General features: G+C 73.0%; 21 protein-coding genes and 1 tRNA gene. 5 read left to right on the top strand and 17 right to left on the bottom strand.

Annotated features, from left to right (window positions below; all coding sequences use genetic code 11):
• Positions 1-75 precede the first annotated feature (75 nt).
• The 5 genes from ACGF5G_RS02740 to ACGF5G_RS02720 all read right to left on the bottom strand — a co-directional run bounded on the left by ACGF5G_RS02740 (position 76) and on the right by ACGF5G_RS02720 (position 4,192).
• Positions 76-444 (bottom strand): GntR family transcriptional regulator, encoded by a 369-nt coding sequence (locus ACGF5G_RS02740; protein WP_393258367.1) that lies wholly within the window; start codon positions 442-444, stop codon positions 76-78.
• A gap of 14 nt (positions 445-458) precedes the next feature.
• On the bottom strand, positions 459-1,382 hold the full coding sequence (locus ACGF5G_RS02735; RefSeq protein ID WP_393258365.1) for a YhjD/YihY/BrkB family envelope integrity protein: 924 nt from the start codon (positions 1,380-1,382) through the stop codon (positions 459-461).
• A gap of 121 nt (positions 1,383-1,503) precedes the next feature.
• Positions 1,504-2,061 carry a 2'-5' RNA ligase family protein gene (locus tag ACGF5G_RS02730; RefSeq protein ID WP_357694248.1) on the bottom strand — a complete coding sequence of 186 codons (558 nt, stop codon included), beginning with the start codon at positions 2,059-2,061 and terminating at the stop codon, positions 1,504-1,506.
• Positions 2,062-2,107: 46 nt separating this feature from the next.
• Positions 2,108-3,133, bottom strand: coding sequence for a tryptophan--tRNA ligase (gene trpS / locus ACGF5G_RS02725; RefSeq protein ID WP_350712060.1), 1,026 nt, complete (start codon positions 3,131-3,133; stop codon positions 2,108-2,110).
• A 33-nt stretch (positions 3,134-3,166) separates the two neighbouring features.
• The gene (locus ACGF5G_RS02720) at positions 3,167-4,192 is read right to left on the bottom strand and encodes a hemolysin family protein (RefSeq protein WP_393258361.1); all 1,026 of its coding nucleotides are present in this window, start codon (positions 4,190-4,192) and stop codon (positions 3,167-3,169) included.
• Positions 4,193-4,327: 135 nt separating this feature from the next.
• Here ACGF5G_RS02720 and galE point away from each other — a divergent pair, with 135 nt between their 5' ends.
• The 3 genes from galE to ACGF5G_RS02705 all read left to right on the top strand — a co-directional run bounded on the left by galE (position 4,328) and on the right by ACGF5G_RS02705 (position 7,853).
• Complete coding sequence (gene galE / locus ACGF5G_RS02715; RefSeq protein WP_393258358.1) at positions 4,328-5,350, top strand: UDP-glucose 4-epimerase GalE; 1,023 nt, start codon at positions 4,328-4,330, stop codon at positions 5,348-5,350.
• Positions 5,347-6,507, top strand: a complete 1,161-nt coding sequence (galK, locus tag ACGF5G_RS02710) for a galactokinase (protein WP_393258356.1) — start codon at positions 5,347-5,349, stop codon at positions 6,505-6,507. Before galE ends, galK begins: the two co-directional genes overlap by 4 nt.
• A gap of 77 nt (positions 6,508-6,584) precedes the next feature.
• Positions 6,585-7,853, top strand: a complete 1,269-nt coding sequence (locus ACGF5G_RS02705) for a tetratricopeptide repeat protein (protein WP_393258353.1) — start codon at positions 6,585-6,587, stop codon at positions 7,851-7,853.
• Here ACGF5G_RS02705 and cysN read toward each other — a convergent pair.
• The 9 genes from cysN to ACGF5G_RS02660 form a co-directional block, all read right to left on the bottom strand.
• Positions 7,795-9,099, bottom strand: coding sequence for a sulfate adenylyltransferase subunit CysN (cysN, locus tag ACGF5G_RS02700; protein ID WP_393258350.1), 1,305 nt, complete (start codon positions 9,097-9,099; stop codon positions 7,795-7,797). The two genes, ACGF5G_RS02705 and cysN, sit on opposite strands and share 59 nt — an antisense overlap.
• Complete coding sequence (gene cysD, locus ACGF5G_RS02695) at positions 9,099-10,010, bottom strand: sulfate adenylyltransferase subunit CysD (RefSeq protein WP_357694153.1); 912 nt, start codon at positions 10,008-10,010, stop codon at positions 9,099-9,101. Before cysD ends, cysN begins: the two co-directional genes overlap by 1 nt.
• A gap of 80 nt (positions 10,011-10,090) precedes the next feature.
• Positions 10,091-10,924: an inositol monophosphatase family protein gene (locus ACGF5G_RS02690; protein WP_393258348.1), complete on the bottom strand. Its 834-nt coding sequence runs from the start codon at positions 10,922-10,924 to the stop codon at positions 10,091-10,093.
• 111 nt (positions 10,925-11,035) lie between these two features.
• Positions 11,036-11,626, bottom strand: coding sequence for an aminoacyl-tRNA hydrolase (pth, locus tag ACGF5G_RS02685; RefSeq protein ID WP_393258346.1), 591 nt, complete (start codon positions 11,624-11,626; stop codon positions 11,036-11,038).
• 105 nt (positions 11,627-11,731) lie between these two features.
• The gene (locus tag ACGF5G_RS02680) at positions 11,732-12,421 is read right to left on the bottom strand and encodes a 50S ribosomal protein L25/general stress protein Ctc (RefSeq protein ID WP_393258343.1); all 690 of its coding nucleotides are present in this window, start codon (positions 12,419-12,421) and stop codon (positions 11,732-11,734) included.
• Positions 12,422-12,718: 297 nt separating this feature from the next.
• On the bottom strand, positions 12,719-13,699 hold the full coding sequence (locus ACGF5G_RS02675; RefSeq protein ID WP_357694146.1) for a ribose-phosphate diphosphokinase: 981 nt from the start codon (positions 13,697-13,699) through the stop codon (positions 12,719-12,721).
• 57 nt (positions 13,700-13,756) lie between these two features.
• Positions 13,757-15,343, bottom strand: a complete 1,587-nt coding sequence (gene glmU / locus ACGF5G_RS02670) for a bifunctional UDP-N-acetylglucosamine diphosphorylase/glucosamine-1-phosphate N-acetyltransferase GlmU (RefSeq protein ID WP_393258340.1) — start codon at positions 15,341-15,343, stop codon at positions 13,757-13,759.
• Positions 15,344-15,406: 63 nt separating this feature from the next.
• Positions 15,407-15,478: transfer RNA gene (locus ACGF5G_RS02665), tRNA-Gln, on the bottom strand.
• A gap of 24 nt (positions 15,479-15,502) precedes the next feature.
• Positions 15,503-16,351 (bottom strand): helix-turn-helix domain-containing protein, encoded by an 849-nt coding sequence (locus tag ACGF5G_RS02660; protein WP_393258337.1) that lies wholly within the window; start codon positions 16,349-16,351, stop codon positions 15,503-15,505.
• A 133-nt stretch (positions 16,352-16,484) separates the two neighbouring features.
• On the opposite strand from ACGF5G_RS02660, the gene ACGF5G_RS02655 reads away from it, so the two are divergent.
• Both ACGF5G_RS02655 and ACGF5G_RS02650 read left to right on the top strand, forming a co-directional pair.
• Positions 16,485-17,447: an acyl-CoA desaturase gene (locus ACGF5G_RS02655; protein WP_393258334.1), complete on the top strand. Its 963-nt coding sequence runs from the start codon at positions 16,485-16,487 to the stop codon at positions 17,445-17,447.
• Between the two features lie 223 nt (positions 17,448-17,670).
• Complete coding sequence (locus ACGF5G_RS02650; protein WP_393259194.1) at positions 17,671-18,354, top strand: TetR family transcriptional regulator; 684 nt, start codon at positions 17,671-17,673, stop codon at positions 18,352-18,354.
• Positions 18,355-18,365: 11 nt separating this feature from the next.
• On the opposite strand, the gene ACGF5G_RS02645 is transcribed toward ACGF5G_RS02650, so the two are convergent.
• The 3 genes from ACGF5G_RS02645 to ACGF5G_RS02635 form a co-directional block, all read right to left on the bottom strand.
• The gene (locus ACGF5G_RS02645) at positions 18,366-18,842 is read right to left on the bottom strand and encodes a DUF4383 domain-containing protein (protein ID WP_357694138.1); all 477 of its coding nucleotides are present in this window, start codon (positions 18,840-18,842) and stop codon (positions 18,366-18,368) included.
• Positions 18,843-19,090: 248 nt separating this feature from the next.
• Complete coding sequence (locus ACGF5G_RS02640) at positions 19,091-19,546, bottom strand: DUF4383 domain-containing protein (protein ID WP_393258332.1); 456 nt, start codon at positions 19,544-19,546, stop codon at positions 19,091-19,093.
• 113 nt (positions 19,547-19,659) lie between these two features.
• The gene (locus ACGF5G_RS02635) at positions 19,660-21,465 is read right to left on the bottom strand and encodes an ABC-F family ATP-binding cassette domain-containing protein (protein ID WP_393258330.1); all 1,806 of its coding nucleotides are present in this window, start codon (positions 21,463-21,465) and stop codon (positions 19,660-19,662) included.
• Positions 21,466-21,532 lie beyond the last annotated feature (67 nt).

Below are 21,532 nucleotides of genomic sequence, written 5' to 3'. Positions count from 1 at the left end.
GCATTCGGCTCAATCGCCGTCACCGTGACGGTCCGATCCTCGTCCGCGCGGCCACCCGCCCCCGCCGTCGCGCCGTCAGCCCGGCCGCGCCGCGTCCAGGGCCGCGCGGACCAGGGCGAGCGCCGCCGGCGGCGGCACCCCCAACCGGGCGGCCTCGGCGGCGTAGTCGGCCGCCACCCGCTGCAACCGGTCCAGCGCGTCATCGCGGCCGGGTGCGACGAAGGTGCCGTGCCGGCCCCGGGTCTCCAGCAGGCCGGCCGCCTCCAGCTCCCGGTAGGCCCGGGCCACCGTGTTGACCGCCAGCCCGAGGTCCGCCGCGAACTGCCGCACCGTCGGCAGCCGGGTGCCGACCGCCAGCCGGCCCGTCCCGATCAGCTCCGCGAGCTGCCCGCGCACCTGCTCGTACGGCGGCACCGCCGAGCCCGCGTCGACCGAGATCCGCACGCCCGCTCCCCCGTTCATCCGGCCCCGCCGGGGGCGCCGGGATCCATGTCCGCGTCGAGGTCGGCCGGCGGTGGGCCCTCCGCCAGGTCCACCACCCGGCCGCGCCGGCTCGTCGCGGCGAGCGCCGCGCCGAAGAGCACCAGTTGGTTGAGCAGGTAGAGGTAGAGCAGCAGCCCCACCGCGCCCGCCACCACCGTGTACGCCGGATTGCGCTCGGTGCGCACGACGTAGTAGCGCCCGACGGTGTTCAGCAGCGTGATGCCGACCGCGACGAGCAGCACCACCGGGCGCAGCCGGACCCGGCTCATCCGCAGCCTCGGCACCGCCACCAGCAGCAGGGTGGCCAGCACCGCGTTGACCAGCACGCTGAGCACCGCGCTGACCGTGGTCAGGCCGACCGAGCCGGTGCTGCGCAGCAGGAAGCGCAGCAGCGACTCCAGCGCGTCCACCGCCGCCACCGAGACGCCGAGCAGCACGAAGACGACGAGCAGCACGCCCAGGTCGACCAGGCGGCGCACCACCAGGTTGCCGGGCTGCTGGTTGAGCCCGTACATCAGCCGCTGCGAGGAGCGGATGGCCTCCACCCAGCCGATGCCGGTCAGGACGAGGATGACCAGGCCGACCACCCCGACCGTGCCGCTGCTGTCGGCGATCTGCACCGGGTCGAGGAACGGCAGGTTCTCCCGCAGGAATTCGGCGGCGGCGGCGCTGACCTCGTCGTTGTCCTCGAGGATGGCCCCGAAGATCGAGTACGCGACCAGCGCGAGCGCGAACACCGCGAAGAAGCCGTAGTAGGCGATCGCCGCGGCCAGCCGCCCGCCCAGCACCTCGGCGTAGAGCACGCCGGCCCGCCACAGGTGGTCGACGGCACCGGACCGGCGGCGCGCGGCGCTGATCCGGCGGTCCACGCCCGCCTCGATGCGGCCCCACACGTTCACGCCGTCATCCTCGCCGATCCATCGCCGTCACGGGGGCAACCTGCCGCCGGCCCTCGCCGGCCCGGCGCGTCGCCCGGTCGGCGTCGTCGCCCCGGCCGCCCGACGCGCCGGCCGGACGGGGTCAGCCGCCCAGCCGGAAGTCCCGGCGCGGCTGCCACCGGGTCTGCCCGCTGTGCGAGAAGAGGGTGAACGCCTCCACCTCGAACATCGCGGAGAAGTCGGCCAGGTCCTCGTACGCCTTGTCCAGCGCCTCCGGCGCGACGTCCTGCGCCACGGTGACGTGCGGGTGGTACGGGAAGCGCGCCTCGCGGCGCAGCTCCGGGGCGGCGCTGATCGCGGCGGCGAGCAGCTCGCACTCGCTGATCCCGGCGGCCACCGCCACGAAGACCACCTGGGTCACCGGCCGGAACGTGCCGGTGCCCCGCAGGTGCAGCGTGAACGGCAGGTGGGCGGCGGCGACCGCGGTGAGGTGCCGCTCCACCGCCGGCAGCGCCGCCACCGGGATCTCGGTCGGCCCGAGCAGGGTCACGTGCGCGGGCACGACCTGGGGGTCGCCGGCCTCGACCCGGCGTCGGGTGAGTGTGCCGCCCCACGGCTCCGGGATGTCCACCGCGATGCCGATCTGGATGGTGTCACCGGCGTCCGGCGCCCCGTCCCTGCGATCCACGCTCCGCGCCATCCCTCCGGCCACCGACCTGTCCACCCTCACCCGTCGCGCCGCGGCGCTACTCGCCGCGCACCGGCGGGAAGAAACCCACCCGCTCGTACGCGGCCCGCAGCGTCGCCGCGGCGACCACGCGGGCCTTCTCCGCGCCGGCGGCGAGCAGCTTGTCCAGCTGCGCCGGGTCGTCGAGGTAGGTCCGGGTGCGCTCCTGGATCGGCGTGACGAACTCCCGCACCACCTCGGCGAGGTCCTTCTTCAGGTCGCCGTAGCCCTTGCCGGCGTACGCGGCCACCAGGTCGTCGATGCTCCGCCCGGTCAGGGCGGAGTAGATGGTGAGCAGGTTGGAGACGCCCGGCTTGGTCTCGGCGTCGAAGACGATCTCCCGGCCGGTGTCGGTGACCGCCGAGCGGATCTTCTTGGCCGAGCGGGCCGGGTCCTCCAGCAGGTCGATGATGCCGGCGGGCGAGGACGACGACTTCGACATCTTCGCCGTCGGGTCCTGCAGGTCGGTGATCTTCGCGGTGTCCTTGACGATGTGCGGCGCGGGCACGGTGAAGGTCTGCCCGAACAGCGAGTTGAACCGCTGGGCCAGGTCGCGGGAGAGCTCCAGGTGCTGGCGCTGGTCCTCGCCCACCGGCACGGCGTGGGCCTGGTAGAGCAGGATGTCGGCGGCCTGGAGGATCGGGTAGGTGAACAGGCCGACGCTGGCCCGCTCGCCGCCCTGCTTCTGCGACTTGTCCTTGAACTGGGTCATCCGGCTCGCCTCGCCGAACCCGGTGATGCAGCCCAGGACCCAGGCGAGCATCGGGTGCTCGGGCACCTGCGACTGCACGAACAGCGTGCTGCGCTCCGGGTCGAGGCCCACGGCGAACAACTGCGCGGCGGCCAGCCGGGAACGCTGCGTGAGCACCTTCGGGTCGTGGCCGGCGGTGATCGCGTGCAGGTCGACCACGCAGTAGTAGGCGTCGTGGGTGTCCTGCAGGGCCACCCAGTGCCGCACCGCGCCCAGGTAGTTGCCGAGGTGGAACGAGTCGGCCGTCGGCTGGATGCCGGAGAAGACGCGGGGGCGGGCGGGAACGTCGGACATGCCGGCAATTCTGTCAGCAACGCCTGGCGTACGTCATGACGGGCCGGCGGGTCGGCTCGGACCCACCGGCGCCGGAGCGGTGACCTCGCGCCGGGGTTCCGGCACGCGCACGGCGGAGACGGTGAGCCGGGCCACGCGGCGACCCTCCAGCGTGTGTACCCGCAGCAGCCAGCCGCCGGGCGGGTCGTCGGCTGCCGGGCCGCCGGCGCCGGCCGGGCCGCCGGCCACCGGCACCTCGTCGCCGGCGACCGGGAGCCGGCCGAGCGCCGCCATCACGAAGCCGCCCACCGTCTCGTACGGCCCCGGGGGCAGGGTCACCCCGGTGCGCTCGGCGAAGTCGGCGAGGTTGAGCCGGCCGTCCACCACGGCGGGCAGGCCGGCGTGCACCGGGTCGGGGGCGGTGTCGTACTCGTCGTGGATCTCCCCGATCAGCTCCTCGATCAGGTCCTCGAGGGTGACGATGCCGGCGGTGCCGCCGTACTCGTCGACCACCACGGCGAGGTGGTGGCGCTCCCGGCGCATCTCGCTGAGCGCGGCGAGCACCCGCTTGCTGCCGGGCAGCCGCTTCACCTCCCGGGTCAGCTCGCCGACGGTGGTGCAGGGGTCGAGGTCGGGGCGCAGCAGCACGTCGCGCAGGTGCACGAAGCCGACCACGTCGTCGTGGGTGCCGTCGACGACCGGGTAGCGGGTGTGCGTCTCGGCCCGGACCAGCCGCTCCGCCTCGGCGATGGTCAGCCGGGCGGAGAGGAAGACCACCTCGGTGCGGGGCATCATCACCTCGCGGACCAGGCTCGCGCCGGCGACCAGCACCTCGTCGATGATCCGGCGCTCGACCGGGTCGAGCAGGGTGTTGGCGGCGACCAGGTCACGCAGTTCCGCCTCGCTGATCCGCTCCCGACCGGCCGCGGGGCTGGCGCCGAGCAGGGCCGTCACCGCGCGGGTGGCGCCGTCGGCGGCGCGGACCACGATCCGGGCGACGGCCCGGGCCAGCGGGCCCGGCTCGCGGCGCGGTCGCGTCCGGGCGCGTCGACGCGGCCCGGGACCATCCGCTTCCCGCATGACAGTGATGGTAGACAGCGGTGGGCCGCCGGGGGCTTCATGTTCACCTCTGTTCGAACATGGGAGGTTGTGGTGGAATGGCGGGGCGTCGACGGAGCGCGGAAGCACGGCGACCGGCCGTAGGGTGATCACGACATGGCCGCGACGCGGACGGCCGGGCGGGAGGAGACCGACGTGAAACTGCTCGTCACCGGCGGCGCCGGCTTCATCGGCAGCGTGGTGACCCGGATGCTGCTCGACGCCGGCCACCAGGTGGTCGTCCTCGACGACCTGCGCACCGGCCACCGGGAGGCGCTCGCCCCCGACGCCACCCACGTCGACGCCGGCCTCCACGACGCCGCCCGGGTGCTCACCCCGGAGGCGGGCTTCGACGGGGTGCTGCACTTCGCCGCCCTCATCGCCGCCGGCGAGTCGATGGTGAAGCCGGAGCTCTACTGGCACACCAACACCGTCGGCTCGCTCGCTTTGATCGACGCCGTCCGGGCCGCACGCGTGCCCCGGCTGGTCTTCTCCTCCACCGCCGCCGTCTATGGCAACCCCACCGAGCTGCCGATCCCGGAGAGCGCGGTCAAGGCACCCACCAACACCTACGGAGCCACCAAGCTCGCCGTCGACATGGCGCTCACCTCCGAGGCGGTCGCGCACGGCCTGGCCGCCGTGTCGCTGCGCTACTTCAACGTGGCCGGGGCGCACCTCGACGGCGACGTAGCGCTCGGCGAGCGGCACGACCCGGAGACCCACCTGATCCCGATCGCGCTGGAGGTGGCCGCCGGGCGCCGGGAGAAGCTCCAGCTCTTCGGCGACGACTACCCCACCGTCGACGGCACCTGCGTGCGCGACTACATCCACGTCGCCGACCTGGCCCGCGCCCACCTGCTCGCGCTCGACGCGGCGACCGCCGGCCAGCACCGGATCTACAACCTGGGCAACGGCAACGGCTTCACCAACCGCCAAGTCGTCGACGTGGTCCGCGAGGTCACCGGGCACCCGGTGCCCGTCGAGGTGGCCCCGCGCCGCGAGGGCGACCCCGCCGAGCTGGTCGCCTCGTCCGCGCTGGCCCGCGAGGAGCTGGGTTGGGTGCCGCAGAAGCCGACCCTGCACGACATGGTGGGCGACGCCTGGGCCTTCTACCGCACCCACCTCGTGGCGCCGCGGTGACCGACGACGTCGCGGCGCGCGCCGCCGCCGGCTTCCGTTCGGCGTACGCCGAGCCGCCCGCCGGCCGCTGGGCGGCGCCCGGCCGGGCCAACCTGATCGGCGAGCACACCGACTACAACGACGGCTTCGTGCTGCCCTTCGCCCTGCCGCTGCGCACGGTCGTCGCCGCTGCGCCGCAGCCCGGCGAGTGCTGGACGGTCTGGTCCGAGCTGTCCGGCGAGACGATCGCCTTCGACGCCGACGAGGTCGCCGGGCCGGGCCGGGTCACCGGCTGGGGCGCGTACGTGGCCGGGGTGGTCTGGGCGCTGCGGGAGGCGGGGCACGCCGTGCCCGGCGCCCGGCTGGCGATCGCCTCCGACGTGCCGCTGGGCTCGGGGCTCTCCTCCTCGGCGGCGCTGGAGGCCGCCGTGCTGGCCGCCCTGGTCGACCTGGGCGGGCTGGACCTGCCCGCCGACCGGCAGCCCCGGCTGGCCCAGCGCGCCGAGAACGGCTACGTCGGCGCGCCGACCGGGATCATGGACCAGTCGGCGGTGATCCGCTGCCGCGCCGGGCACGCGCTCTTCCTGGACTGCCGCGACGAGTCCGTCGAGCACATCCCGTTCGACCTGGACGCGGCCGGCCTAGCCGTGCTGGTGGTCGACAGCCGGGCCCCGCACCGGCACGCCGACGGCGAGTACGCCGCCCGCCGCAGGTCCTGCGAGGCGGCGGCCGGGCTGCTCGGCGTCGCGGCGCTGCGGGACGTACCCACCGACGGGCTGGCCGACGCGCTGGCCCGGCTCGACGACGCCGAGACCCGCCGCCGGGTGCGGCACGTGGTGACCGAGGACCAGCGGGTGCTCGACACCGTCGCCCTGCTGCGCGCCGGCAAGGTACGCGAGATCGGCCCGCTGCTGACCGCCTCGCACGCCTCGATGCGCGACGACTTCGAGATCACGGTGCCGGAGGTCGACACGGCGGTCGAGGCGGCCCTGTCGGCCGGTGCCCTGGGGGCACGGATGACCGGCGGCGGCTTCGGCGGCTGCGTCCTCGCCCTGGTCGACGCGGAGCGCGCCGACGCGGTCGCCGCCGCCGTCACGGCCGCGTACGCCGAACGCGGCTTCGCCGCGCCCGGCCACGTCACCGTCCTGCCCGGGGCGGGAGCGACCCGGCTGGACTGACTGCGCGGCTCGACCATCCGGTCAGGACGGTCGGTAGGGTGTGGCGTCGACCGGATCGTGCCGGAGCGGGAGGCGACGTGAGCGATGCCGGAACGGTCGCGCAGGAGCGCGCCCAGGCGCTGAGCCGCGTCGGACGGCACGCCGAGGCGGCTCAGGTGCTGCGCGGCGCGCTGGCCGAGCAACCCCAGCACGCCGGGTTGCTGCTCCACCTGGCCCGCTGTCACCGGTCGACGGGCCAGCTGGCGGAGGCCATGCGCCTGGTGGACCAGGCCCTCGGCGTCGCCCGCGCCCAGGAGCACCTGCTCGCGGAGAAGGCCCGGATCCTGCTGGCGGCCGGGCACCCCGGCCACGCGGCGGCCGTCGCCCGACGCGCCCTGGAGTTGGCGCCGCGGTCCTGGGAGGCCCACGCGCTGTTCGCGGAGGCACTGCTGACCCTCGGCAACCCCACCCGCGTCGTGGTCGCCCGCCGGCACGCCGACACCGCGCGGGAGATCCGCCACGACATCCCCGACATCCACCTGCTGGACGCCCGGATCCACCTGCGGATGGGCCGGCTCCGGGCGGCCCGGGAGGCCTGCCGGCAGGCCCTCGTCCTGGACCCGGCGTACGAGCCGGCCCTGGCCCTGCTGGCGCGGATGGACGCGTCGCGGGACCGGGTCGGCCGGGCCGCCCGGGGGTTCACCGACGCCCTGGCCGCCAACCCGCACGCGCGGGGGGCCGCCGCGGCGCACGAGGCCGTCGCGGTGGCCCTGTGCTGGCGCCTGTTCGACGCGGCGGCGCTGGCCGGCATCGGCCACTGGGCGCTCTTCGCGCTGGTCGACGGCGGGCGGGCCGGGCGGCTCGCCGCCGCCCTGGCGCTCCTGGCGGTCGTCGCCGGGTCGGCCCTGCCGGTGTGGCGGCGGCAGCCGCCGGCGCTCCGCCTCCAACTGCGCCGCCAGCTCGGCTCGACGTCCGTCCTGCTCTGCCTGGCGCTCACCGCGACGGCACTCGGCGGGCTGGTGGTCAGCGGCCTCGCCCCGGCGAGGGACACCCCTGCCGGCGGGCTGGCCGCGCTGCTGATGATGCCGGCCGGCGCTGTCTTCGCCTTCCGCGCCTGGCGGCAGCTCACGCGCCGGGCCGTCCCGGTGGTCCGCTGGATCGGCTATCGGATCTGGACGCGCCTCGTGGCCCGCGCGGGCCACGGTCGCCGGCACGGCCAGCCCGACGGGGGGCACGGCCGACCCGGCGGCCGGCGTGGTCAGCGCGGCGGACGACGGGCGGGCGTCGGCGCCCGCCCGCCGATGAGGCTCACTGCGCCTCGACGATCATCCCCGCGCCGACCGTACGGTTGGTGGTCTCGTCGATGATGACGAACCCGCCGGTGGTGCGGTTGCGCCGGTACTCGTCCGCGAGCAGCGGCACGGTGGTGCGCAGCCGCACCCGGCCGATCTCGTTGAGCCTCAGCTCGCCGGCCGAGTCGTCCCGGTGCAGCGAGTTGATGTCCAGCCGGTAGTGCAGGCCGCGCACGATGGCCCGCGCCGAGCGGGTCGTGTGCTTGACGGCGTACCTGCCGCCGACCTGGAGCGGGCGGGTCTCGTCCAGCCAGCAGACCATCGCCTCGATGTCCTGGGCCACCGCCGGGGCGTTGTTCGGCCGGCAGATCATGTCGCCCCGCGAGATGTCGATCTCGTCCTCGAGGCGTACGGTCACCGACATCGGCGGGAACGCCTCCGCGACCGGCCCGTCGGCGGTCTCCACGGCGGAGATCCGGCTGGTGAAGCCGGACGGCAGCACCATCACCTCGTCACCCGGCTTGAGCACGCCGGAGGCGACCTGACCGGCGTAGCCCCGGTAGTCGGTGACGGTGGTGGACTGCGGCCGGATCACGTACTGCACGGGGAACCGGACGTCGACCAGGTTGCGGTCGCTGGCGATGTGCACCCGCTCCAGGTGGTGCAGCAGCGACGGCCCCTCGTACCAGGGCATGTTCTCCGACCGGCTGACGATGTTGTCGCCCTTGAGCGCGGAGATCGGTACCACGGTCAGGTCGGGGGCGTCGAGCTTCGCGGCGAACGCCGTGAACTCGTCCGCGATCCGCTCGAAGACCTCCTGCGAGTAGTCGACCAGGTCCATCTTGTTGACGCAGAGGACCAGGTGCGGCACCCGCAGCAGCGAGCAGAGGAACGCGTGCCGGCGGGACTGCTCGACCAGGCCCTTGCGGGCGTCCACCAGGATCAGCGCCAGGTCGGCCGTCGACGCCCCGGTGACCATGTTGCGGGTGTACTGGATGTGCCCGGGGGTGTCGGCGATGATGAACTTCCGCCGCGGCGTGGCGAAGTAGCGGTACGCCACGTCGATGGTGATGCCCTGCTCCCGCTCGGCCCGCAGTCCGTCGGTGAGCAGCGCCAGGTTGGTGTACTCGTCGCCCCGCGCCGCGCTGACCGCCTCCACGGCGGCGAGCTGGTCGGTGAAGAGCGACTTGGTGTCGTACAGCAGCCGCCCGATCAGGGTCGACTTGCCGTCGTCCACGCTGCCGGCGGTCGCGAAGCGCAGCAGGTCCATGGGGCGACCGGCCGTCTCGGTGGTCGCCTGCGCGACGGTCTCGGTGGTCATCAGAAGTAGCCCTCCCGCTTGCGGTCCTCCATGGCGGCCTCGCTGACCCGGTCGTCGCCGCGGGTCGCGCCACGCTCGGTGATCCGGGTGGCGGCGACCTCCTCGATGACCTTCTCCACGGTGTCGGCGTCGGAGCGGACGGCCGCGGTGCAGGACGCGTCGCCCACCGTCCGGTAGCGCACCCGCGCCTTGAACCGCTCCTCGCCCGCCCGGGGGCGGAAGAACTCGTTGACCGCGTAGAGCATCCCGTCCCGCTCGATCACCTCGCGCTCGTGCGCGTAGTAGATCGACGGCAGGGCGATCCGCTCGCGGGCGATGTAGTGCCACACGTCCAGCTCGGTCCAGTTGGACAGCGGGAAGACCCGGATCGACTCGCCCGGGTGGTGGCGGCCGTTGTAGAGCGCCCACAGCTCGGGACGCTGGTTCTTCGGGTCCCACTGGCCGAACTCGTCGCGGAAGCTGAACACCCGCTCCTTGGCGCGGGCCTTCTCCTCGTCGCGGCGGGCGCCGCCGAAGAGCGCGTCGAAGCGGTGCTTCTCCACCGCCTCCAGCAGCACCGGGGTCTGGATCCGGTTGCGCATCCCGTCGGCCGACTCGCGGACCAGGCCGCTGGCCAGGGCCTCCGGCACGCTCGCCACCACCAGTTGCAGCCCCAGCTCCGCGACCCGCTGGTCCCGGTATTCGAGGACCTCCGGGAAGTTGTGGCCTGTGTCCACGTGCATCACCGGGAACGGGATGTTGGCCGGGGCGAACGCCTTCTGGGCCAGCCGGAGCATGACGATCGAGTCCTTGCCGCCGGAGAAGAGCAGCACCGGCCGCTCCATCTCGGCGACCACCTCGCGCATCACGAAGATGCTCTCGGCCTCCAGCGCGTCGAGGTGGGACACCTGGTAGGCGGCGGGGGCGGTCATGACACGGGCTCGCTTCGGTCGAATCCGCTCATCTGATTCCAGACCTTTCCGGTCGGGTATGCCAAGAAGTGCCGCTCAGGCTACCCGGAATGACGCTGCAGCGCTGCAAGCAACCGACTGGCGAGATCCTTGCGACAGACCAGCAGGTCCGGCAGACGCGGATCCGCCTCGTTGTATTTCAGCGCAGAACCGTCGATCCGGGAAGCGTGCAGTCCGGTGGCCGTCGCCACAGCCACCGGCGCCGCCGAATCCCACTCGTACTGCCCGCCCGCGTGGATGTAGGCGTCCACCTCACCGGTCACCACCGCGGCGATCTTCGCCCCGGCCGAGCCCATCGGCACCAGGTGCGCCCCGACGTCCTCCGCCAGGTCGGTCAGGAACACCGGCGGCCGGCTCCGGCTCGCCGCCAGGCGGATCGTCCGCCCGCCGGGCGCGGTCGCCGCCTCCACCATCATCGGCGGGTACGCCGGCGGATAGTCGGTGCCCAGCAACCGCTGCTGCGCCGGCAGCGCGACCGCGCCCGCGACCAGGCCGTGCGGCGTCGGCGCGGCCCGCGACCAGAGCGCCACATGCACCGCCCAGTCCGAACGCCCCTCCTCGGCGAACTCCCGGGTGCCGTCCAGCGGGTCGACGATCCACACCCGGTCGGCGGTCAGCCGGGACACCGCCCCGGCGTTCACCTCCGCCGCCCAGGCCAGCCGCGACCCCTCGTCCTCCTCGGAGAGGACCGCGTCGCCCGGCCGCCACTTCGCCAACTCGGTGCGGATCAGGTCGTGCGAGACCTTGTCGCCCGCGGCCTTCAACGCCCCCGCGTCGGCGAAACCCATCTCGGACCGCAGGCGGACCAGCGCCACACTGGCCCGCGCCGCCAGCCACCGGGCGAACGCGCCGTCGATCATCGGAGGACTGCCCATGATTCCCGCTCCCGTCGCCTCGCCACGCTCCGCGCCGGCACGCCGAGCCGCGTCGCCGGTGCGCCACGCCGAAAGGCGAAGACTACCGGCTCACCGCGGGCGATCCGGCGCTCACACCCCGTGGTAGAGATTCTGCGTCGGCTCCACGCCCCTGGTGATCACCGACTCCACCACGTCCGCCGCCCGGTCCACCAGGAACTCCAGTTCCTTACGCTCGGCCGCACTGAAATCCGACAGTACGTAGTCCGCCGGATCCTGCCGTCCCGGCGGCCGGCCGATGCCGAACCGCACCCGGACGTACTCCTTCGTGCCCAGCGACTTCGACATCGACCGCAGGCCGTTGTGCCCGCCCTCGCCGCCGCCGCACTTCACCCGCACCTGGCCGTAGCCGATGTCCAGCTCGTCGTGCACGGCGATCACCTGGCCAGGCGGCACCTTGTGGAACTGGGCCAGGCCGGCCACCGGCCCGCCGGAGAGGTTCATGTAGGTCAGCGGCTTGACCAGCACCAGCTTCGGCCCACCGAGCCCGAGCCGCCCCTCGGCGACCTCCGCCACCGCCCGCTTGTGCCGGCCGAACCTCGCGCCGAGCCGACCCGCCAGCAGGTCGGCCACCATGAAGCCGACGTTGTGCCGGTTGCCGGCGTACTCCCGACCGGGGTTGCCCAGGCCGACCACCAGCCACGGCCCCGCCTCGTCCGTCACGCCCCGCCCCTCCCGCTGCTCACCCTCACCCACCTGCCCGGGCACCGATACGCCGACAGGCGCCCCCGACCGCGCGGGGACGCCTGTGGCAACGATGCGGACCGATCAGGCCTCGGTCTTCGCCTCGGCGGTCTCCTCGCCCTCGGCGGCCGGAGCCTCGGCGCCCTCGGCGGTCTCCTCGCCGACCTCGGCCTCGGCCTCCTCGGCGGCCTCCTCGACCTCGGGGAGGGTGGCCTCGAGCTGCTCGGCGGTCGGCGCGGCGGTCACCGCGGCGACCGGCAGCTCCGGGTCGGCGACCAGCTCGACGCCGGCCGGCAGCTCCACGTCGCCGGCGGTGACCTGGGTGCCCGCCTCCAAGCCCTCGATCGACGCCTCCAGGTGGTCCGGCACCTTGGTGGCGTCGGCGGTCACCGAGAGGGTGTCGTGGTCGTGCACGATCAGCGTGTCCTTCGCGGCCTCACCGGTCAGCTGGACCGGGACCTCGACGGTGACCTTCTCGCCCCGGCGGACCAGCAGCAGGTCCACGTGCTCGAAGGTGTCCTTGATCGGGTCACGCTGGATCGCCTTCGGCAGCGCCAGCACCTGGGTGCCGTCGCTGACCTCGATCGCGAAGAGCTGGTTGGCGCCGCCCTTGCGGATCGCGGCCGCGAACTCACGGGCCGGCAGCGCGATGTGCTTGGGCTTCTCGCCGTGGCCGTACAGCACGGCGGGCACCTTGCCGGCCCGGCGGGTACGACGGGCACCACCCTTGCCGAACTCGGTACGGGGCTCGGCGCTGATCTTTACCTCGGACACGGGGAAACTCCTGATGCTTCGCTGCGGCGGCTTGTCGACTGGCGGTGCTGGGGCGAGGGGCTCGCTGGGGCTCATGCGTCGAGAACGACTGCCCGGAGCACCGCGTCGATGACGGTGCCTCCGTGCGGCGCTTGTCAGCGGCCCGCCGGGCACCCTCGCCGTGGCAACCGCACCAGTCTACCCGAGCTGATTCCGCGCTTTCCGGCAGTCCCCATATCACCGTTCCCGCCGGCCCGCAGGGCGACGCGGACGCCGGGCCGGGGCACCGCCCCCGCCCGGCTCACGCGCGTCGGGTGGTCAGCTCAGGCCACCGAAGAGGGTGGTCACCGAGCCGTCGTCGAACACCTCGCGGATCGCCCGCGCCAGCAGCGGCGCGATCGACAGCACCGTGAGCTTGTCGAGCTGCTTCTCCGGCGGCAGCGGCAGCGTGTTGGTCACCACGACCTCGCTGATCGGGCTGTTCTTCAGCCGCTCGGTCGCCGGGTCGGAGAGCAGGGCGTGGGTGGAGGCGACGATCACGTCGGCGGCGCCGGACTCCCGGAGGATGTCCGCCGCCTTGCAGATCGTGCCGCCCGTGTCGATCATGTCGTCGACGATCAGGCAGACCCGCCCCTCGACCTCGCCGACCACGCGGTTCGCCACCACCTGGTTCGGCTTCAACGGGTCCCGGGTCTTGTGGATGAAGGCCAGCGGGCAGCCGCCCAACCGGTCGGTCCACCGCTCCGCCACCCGCACCCGGCCCGAGTCCGGCGCGACCACCGTCATCGGGCGGCCCGCGTACTTGTGCTGGACGTACTCGGCCAGGATGTCCATCGCGAACAGGTGGTCGACCGGGCCGTCGAAGAAGCCCTGGATCTGCGCGGTGTGCAGGTCGACGGTGAGGATGCGGTTGGCCCCGGCCGTCTTCAACAGGTCGGCGATCAGGCGCGCCGAGATCGGCTCCCGGCCGCGGTGCTTCTTGTCCTGCCGGGCGTACGGGTAGAACGGCAGGACCACGGTGATCCGCTTGGCCGAACCGCGCTTCAGCGCGTCGATCATGATCAGGGTCTCCATGACCCAGGTGTTGACCCCGTGCGTCACGGACTGCACCACGAAGGCGTCCGAACCACGCACCGAGTCCTTGAACCGTACGAAGATCTCGCCGTTGGCGAACTCGTACGCGTCGGCCGGCGTCGGCGCGACGCCGAGCACCTCGCCGATCTCCTTGGCCAACTCCGGAAAGCCACGTCCGGAAAAAAGCATCAGGCTCTTGCGGTTTTCGGCGACGATGCTGCCCATGGGCCCGTCTGCTCCCGTTGGTCGGTGGTACCCGGCACGGTGGTGGTGGGCCGGGGACTATTCGGTTGCAGTATCCCCCGCGCCGGACGCCGGGCTGACCGCCTCGGCATCCCCGTGGATTGCCTCACCTTCACTTGCCCCGAAAGCGCGCGCCGACGCATCCTCGTCGGCCCGACCAGCACCGCCGGCCCGCTGTGCCGCCTCGGCGGAGACCGTGCCGGCCCGCTTGCGGGCCACCCAACCGTCGATGCTGCGCTGCGGCGCCCGGGTCACCCCGAGCGCGCCGGGCGGCACGTCCTGGGTGATCGCGCTGCCCGCCGCCACGTACGCCCCCGCGCCCACCTCGACCGGCGCGATCAGGCTGGTGTCGCAGCCGATGAAGGCGGCCTCGCCGACCGTCGTGCGGTGCTTGTTCACCCCGTCGTAGTTCACGAAGATCGTCGCCGCGCCGATGTTGGCCTTCGCGCCGATCGTCGCGTCCCCCACGTACGACAGGTGCGGCACCTTCGCGCCCGCGCCCACCTCGGAGTTCTTCACCTCGACGAACGTGCCCACCTTGGCCTTCTCCGCCAGCCGGGCGTCCGGCCGCAGGTACGCGTACGGCCCGACGGTGGCGCCCGGACCGACCTCGGCGCCCACCGCGTGGCTGCGCAGCACGGTGGCGCCCGGGCCGACCACGGTGTCGATCAGCGTCACGTCCGGCCCCACGACCGCGCCGGTGCCGACCACCGTGCCGCCGCGCAGCTGGGTGTTCTGGTCGACCACCGCGTCTCGGTCCAGGGCGACCGTCACGTCGATCCACGTGGTGTCCGGGTCGAGCAGGCTGACCCCGGTCCGCATCCAGGCCTCGTTGACCCGGTCGCGCAGCAGGCGGCGCAGCGCGGCCAACTCGACCCGGTCGTTGCAGCCCAGCGTCTCGACATGGTCGGCAGCGACGTGCACCGCCACCGGCTCGCCGGCCGAGACCAGCAGGCCGAAGACGTCCGTCAGGTACTCCTCGCCCTGGTCGTTGTCGGTCGACAGCTTGCCGAGCGCGTCGCGCAGCCGGGCCGCGTCGAACGCGTAGATGCCGGCGTTGATCTCCCGGATCGCGCGCTGCGCCGGGGTGGCGTCCCGCTCCTCGACGATCTGCTCCAGCCGCCCGTCGGCGTCGCGCACGATCCGGCCCAGGCCGGTCGGGTCGGGCACCTCCGCGGCGAGCACGGTCGCCGCCGCGCCCACACCCTCGTGCGCCTCGACGAGCGCGGCCACCGTCTCCGGGCGGAGCAGCGGCACGTCGCCGTTGATCACGACCACGGTGCCCGTCGCGTCCGGCGCGGCGTCCAGGGCGATCCGGACGGCGTGCCCGGTGCCGAGCTGCTCGGCCTGGAGCACCGGCGTGGCCTGGGGGGCGATCTCCGCCAGGTGCGCGCGGACCTGGTCGGCGCCGTGACCCACCACGACCACCGTGCGGTCGGCGGCCAGTGGCGCGGCCGCGGCGAGCACGTGGCCGACGAGGGTACGACCGAGCAGCGGGTGCAGCACCTTGGGCAGCGCCGACTTCATCCGCTTGCCCTCCCCGGCGGCGAGCACGACAACGGTGCGGAGGTGGGGCTGGGACACGACGCGGGCTCCCGTCGGGACGGCGGACACTCTCGCGGCCATGCTAACCAGACAGTGGGCCGGCGTCTGGCACGGCCGCACGAATGCCGGTAGATGCGGTTTGAGCTGGGGTGCCTGGATTCGAACCAGGAGCTCAAGGCTCCAAAGGCCTGCGGGTTGCCGTTACCCCACACCCCATTGAATGTCAAGCTGCACGAGCCGTCAATTTCTGTTGCTACCGCCCGCGATCCGGAACAGCTCGGCGATCATACCTTCGATCCGCCAGTAGAGCTCGCGACTGCGCGGCACCGTGATCACCAGACAGCCACGATAGTCATCACCGACGTTGCGGCGCACCGTCGCCGCCTTGTGTTTCTTGAGACTGGCGGGCTGGAAGCGCTCGACCGGCAGATCGAGTTCCCGCGCCCACCAGGTCACGGCAGCCTCGGCGTCGGCCGTCTCGTGGATGCTGACGCGATAGCCGGGGGCGTCTCGGCCGACCCCGCACACCTCAAGGAAGCGCAGGAAGAGCACGAGCAGGCCCGGATCGCTGTTGACGAACTGAAGGCGGTCGTCCCGCCGCCACGGCTTCGACTTGGTCCCCTCGCACCAGTAGATCGCCGCGCCGAGGAGGAGGAGATCCCGTTCGCCGAGGGACCCCACCACGCCCGCCGCCCGCCCCCGCTCCGCGGCCTGGGCGGCGTCCCGGGCCTCGCGGTGCGCCGCCCATCGCGCCTCGGTCATCAGCGCCGAATGCGCCCGCCGCCGCTCGGCGACCGCCTCGTCCGCGTCCAGCGGCAGGTGCCTGACCCACTGGTACGCGGTGGACTTGGCCACGCCGAGCTGCCGGGCGATGTCATTGACCGACCGCCCCTCGGCGCGCAGCTCCGCGGCCACGGACCTGAGGTCGTCCTTGGCGCGCGGCCGGCGTGTCCGCTCCGGCGGCGGGACGCCCCGAAGCAACTCGTGCACCCGGTTGCGGCCAAGGCCGGTGCGCGCCCGGATCTCGCGGACGGAGAGCTGCTCGACGGTGCGCAGCCGACGCACCTCGGCGGCGAGCGAATCTGTCACGAGCAGCACGTTAGAACGTGCGTACGACACTGCTGGGCATTCATGCACGACGCTGTCCGCTGCGCTCCCCGGGAACCTAAGTTACGGTGACGTAGGCGTAACTTCGTGATCTCCCGTCCCTCTGCGAGGTGCCATGTCCACCACCCTCCTCGATCCCGCCGCCGGCGGCGGCCCCAAACCCCTCACCCAGGGCAGCCAGTCCCGAGGCATCCTCGTTGCCCTCTGGGCGTTCGTGGTGGTCCCCTTCCTGGCCCTCGTCGCCGCCGTACCGGTCGCCTGGGGCGGCTGGCTGAGCTGGACCGACGTGGCCGTGGCCGCGGTCTGGTACGTGATCTCGGGGCTGGGCATCACCGTCGGCTACCACCGGTACTTCACGCACGGCTCGTTCAAGGCGAGGCGGTGGCTGCGGGTGGCGCTGGCGGTCTCGGGCTCGCTGGCGGTGCAGGGCGAGATCATCCAGTGGGTGGCCGACCACCGGCGCCATCACGCCTTCTCCGACCTCGACGGCGACCCGCACTCGCCGTGGCGGTTCGGGGAGAGCGTCCGTGGCCTGGTCAAGGGCCTGTTCCACGCGCACGTCGGCTGGCTCTTCGGCCGGGAGTTGTCCAACCGGAAGCGGTTCGCCCCGGACCTGCTCGCCGACCGCGACATCAACCGGGTGGACCGGCTCTTCCCGCTGCTGGTGACCGTCTCGGTGCTGGGGCCCGCGCTGATGGGCGGCCTGCTCACCTGGTCGTGGCAGGGCGCGCTGACCGCCCTCTTCTGGGGCGGCCTCGTCCGCATCGCGTTGCTGCACCACGTGACCTGGTCGATCAACTCGGTGTGCCACGTCTACGGGGAGCGGCCGTTCGCGATGCGCCAGGGCGACCGGGCGTCGAACTTCTGGCCGCTGGCGATCCTGTCGCTCGGCGAGAGCTGGCACAACCTGCACCACGCCGACCCGACCAGCGCCCGACACGGCGTGCTGCGGGGTCAGGTGGACATCTCGGCGCGGGTGATCTGGTTGTTCGAGAAGGTCGGCGCGGCCTGGGACGTGCGGTGGCCGAAGCCCGAACGCATCGCGGCGAAGCTCGTCAAGCCGGTCACCGAGCGGTAAACCGGGCGGTGCCGACGAAGGCTACCTGGCAGTATGGCCGGGTGACCGAGCACAGCGGGGGCAACGACGGACGGCCCGGCACCATGGGAGCCGGGCCCGGCGGGGATACGGTCGGACGACGCAGCGCCACCCGACCGGCCGCCGGTGGGGCGACCAGATGAGCCAGCACACCGGCGGCACCATCCCACGACAGGGCGTCACCGAGCGCCAGCGGAGTGACGACATGGCGGATGCCCCTGGCAGCGACGGCAGCACCGGCCGGCGGCGAGCGGGTCCCGCCGGCAAGCCCTCCTCACGGGTACGCATGTCGGCCGCCCAGCGCCGCGAGCAGTTGATCTCGATCGCCCGGCAGATCTTCGCCGAGCGCGGTTTCGACGCCACCTCGATAGAAGAGGTGGCGGCCCGCGCGAAGGTCTCCAAGCCGGTGGTCTACGAGCACTTCGGCGGCAAGGAGGGGCTCTACGCGGTGGTGGTGGACCGGGAGGTCCGGGCCCTGCTGGACCGGATCACCACGGCCCTGACCGCCGGCCACCCGCGGGAGCTGCTGGAGCAGGCGGCGATGGCCCTGCTGACGTACATCGAGGAGGAGACCAGCGGCTTCCGGGTGCTGGTGCGCGAGTCGCCGGTGCTGTCGGCGACGGGCAACTTCAGCAGCGTGATGAACGACGTGGCGCACCAGGTGGAGCACATCCTGGGCGCGGAGTTCTCCGGCCGCGGGTACGACCCGAAGCTGGCCGAGCTCTACTCGCAGGCGCTGGTGGGCATGGTGGCGCTGACGGGCCGCTGGTGGCTGGAGGTGCGCAAGCCGCGGAAGGAGACGGTGGCGGCGCACCTGGTCAACCTGGCCTGGAACGGGCTGTCGCACCTGGAGGCCAAGCCGGGCCTGATCACGGTGCGGGGGCGCTGAGTCCGCCGCGGTCAGCGGGTGTGCGCCTCGGAGACGGGGTGGTGGCGGTGACGCCGCTCCTCCGCGGCGTGCTCGTCGGTGCCGACCTTGTCGTACAGGCCGGTGCCGAGCAGGAGGAGGCCGAAGAACATCGACACGATGACGGTGGACATCGAGAAGTTGAGGAAGTTGGCCTCGGTCTGGAGCACGGCCATCATGAGGATGCTGGTCACCAGGAAGACGACTCCGGCGGTCAGGTTCATGTAGTGGCCGAGGTTGCCGCGCCGTGAGGCGCCGATGATCAGCACGATTCCGAAGATCACCGAGACCAGCGAGAACGCCAGGTTGGTGCGGAGCCCGAGGACCCAGGTGTCGCCCCGGTCGAAGAGTGGTTCGCCCAGCGTCTGGACGGTGCCCCAGACCCCGAAGACCAGGATGTAGAGCCCGACCAGCCCGGCGAGGACCCGGTAGATCGGCCGCGCCGGGTGGTTTACCGGAAAGTGGACCATGACCCCTCCGCCCGAGTAGTGACAATCACCCGATTGTCACCCGGACAGAAGGCCGATGTCCGTCAAAACGCCCGAAGGCCTCGCCCGGCGGAGGCAAAACCAAAAGGTCCCACCCCACCGGGCCGCAGGGCCGGGCTGGAGCGGGACCCTGACAGGTTTCGCCGGAGCCCGACCCGCGGAGGGATCAGGCCTGACCGCCCGGAGCGGGTCGGGCTCCGGCGACAACCCGGAGAGCAACCAGCGACGACTCAGAGCACGAGGCGGGCCTTCTGCCAGGCCTCCTGCTCCTCGTCGGTGCCGACCTTGCCGTACATGCCGGCCGTCAGCAGGACCAGGCTGACCACCATCAGCACGATGACGGTGATGATGCTGAAGTTGAAGATGTTGGCCTCGGTCTGGATGAAGGCGAGACCGGCGAGGCTGATCACCATGATGGTGTACGCCAGCCACTGGTTGATCATGACGTCGATGTTGCGACCGATCACGGTGCCGGCCAGCACCGCCGCCCCGAGCAGGGCGGTGAGCAGCGAGAAGCCGAGGTTCGTGCCCTGGGCGAGGACCTGGGTGTCATCCTGGGCGAGGACCTCGTTGCCGGCGCTCGCGATGATGCCGAGCACGCCGAAGGCCACCAGGTACAGACCGGTCAGCCCGCCGATCGCCCGGTAGACCGGCCGCGCGGGGTGGTTGACGGGGGTGTGGGCCATGTCTGTGTCTCCAACGCCGTTCGGGTGAGGGGTCGCGGACGATTGTCCCGCACGTGGCGGTGTGACGCCGCACACGGGGGGCCTCCCGCGTGCGGCGCCACGCCGAGGGCCGCTCAGATCGCCGGGATCTCGTCCGCCAGGGCCAGCCAGGTCTCCTCGGTCCGCTCCCGCTCGGCCCGCAGCTCCTTGAGTTGCGCGTCGAGTTCCGCGACCTTGGCGTAGTCGGTGGCGTGCGCGGCGAGCTGGTCGAGCAGGGTGGCCTCCTTCTGCTCCAGCTTGGCGATCTGCCGTTCCAGCCGGGCCAGTTCCTTGCGGGCCTGGCGTGCCTCGGCGGCGGACATGCCGACCTCGGCCGGCGCGTCGGTGCTGACCGCGGCGGCCGGCTCGGTCGGGGCCGGTCCGGGTCGGCCGGCGGCCCGGGCGAGGTACTCGTCGACGCCACCGGGCAGGTGCACCAGCCGCCCGTCGCCGAACATCCCGTACGCGACGTCCGTGACCCGCTCGATGAGGTAGCGGTCGTGGCTGGCCACGACGATGGTGCCGGGCCAGGAGTCGAGCAGGTCCTCCAGCGCGGCGAGGGTGTCGGTGTCGAGGTCGTTGGTGGGCTCGTCGAACAGGAGCACGTTGGGCTCCCCGGCGAGCAGCCGGAGCATCTGCAACCGGCGGCGCTCGCCGCCGGAGAGGTCGCTGACCGGGGTCCAGAGCCGCCGGTCGTCGAAGCCGAACACCTCGGCGAGCTGGGCGGCGGAGACCTCCCGGTCGCCGAGCTGCACCCGGCGGGCGACCTCCTCGACGGCTTCGAGGACCCGCAGGTGACCGGGCAGCTCGGCCAGCTCCTGGGAGAGGAAGGCCGGCCGGACGGTCGAGCCCGTGGCGAGGCGCCCGCCGTCGGGGCGGGTGACACCGGCCAGCATCCGCAGCAGGGTGGTCTTGCCGGCGCCGTTGCGGCCGAGGATCGCGATGCGGTCGCCGGGCCCGACCTGCCAGGTGACGTCGCGCAGGATCTCCTTCGGGCCGGCGTGCAGGGTCACCTGCTCCAGGTCGTACACCTGCTTGCCGAGCCGGGCGGTGGCGAGCCGTTGCAGCGACATGGTGTCGCGCGGCGGCGGGACGTCGGCGATGAGCGCGTTGGCCGCGTCGATGCGGAACCGCGGCTTGGAGGTGCGGGCGGGCGGGCCGCGGCGCAGCCAGGCGATCTCCTTGCGGAGCAGGTTCTGCCGGCGGGCCTCGGTGGCCGCGGCGACCCGCTCGCGCTCCGCGCGGGCGAGGGTCCAGGCGGCGAAGCCGCCCTCGTACGCCCGGACGGTCTGGTCGGCGACCTCCCAGGTGGTGGTGCAGACGGCGTCGAGGAACCACCGGTCGTGGGTGACCACGACGAGCGCGCCCTTGCGGCCGACGAGGTGGCGGGCCAGCCAGTCGACGCCGCCGACGTCGAGGTGGTTGGTGGGCTCGTCGAGGATGAGCAGGTCGGACTCGCGGACCAGCAGCGCGGCCAGCGCCACGCGCCGCCGCTCGCCGCCGGACATCGGGCCGACCGGCTGGTCGAGCCCGAGATGGGGCATGCCGAGGCCGTCGAGGATGGCGCGGACGCCGGCGTCGCCGGCCCACTCGTGCTCGGCGCCCATGCTCTCGCCGAGCCAGGCCGTGCCGAGCACCACGTCCCGGACGGTGGCGTCGGGGGCGAGCGTCAGGCTCTGCGGCAGCCAGGCGACCCGCAGGTCACGGCGGTGGGTGACCCGCCCGTCGTCCGGTTCCTCCTGCTTGGTGAGCAGCCGCAGCAGGGTGGACTTGCCGGCGCCGTTGAGGCCGACCACGCCGATCCGGTCGGCGTCGTCGAGGCCGAGCGAGACGTCGGTGAGCAGTGGCCCGGCGGCGCCGTAGCCCTTGGACACCCGGTCCAGGTTGACGATGTTGGCCACGACCTCACCTCCCATGATCAAGGCGTCCCCGTGCCGGTCGGCACCTGGGACGCCTGAGCCTCCCAGC

It is taken from the genome of Micromonospora sp. NPDC047730 (assembly GCF_043204765.1).
Classification (GTDB): Bacteria; Actinomycetota; Actinomycetes; order Mycobacteriales; family Micromonosporaceae; genus Micromonospora.
Note: the sequence above shows the minus strand (reverse complement) of the source record. Positions and strands in the feature narration are given on the sequence as shown.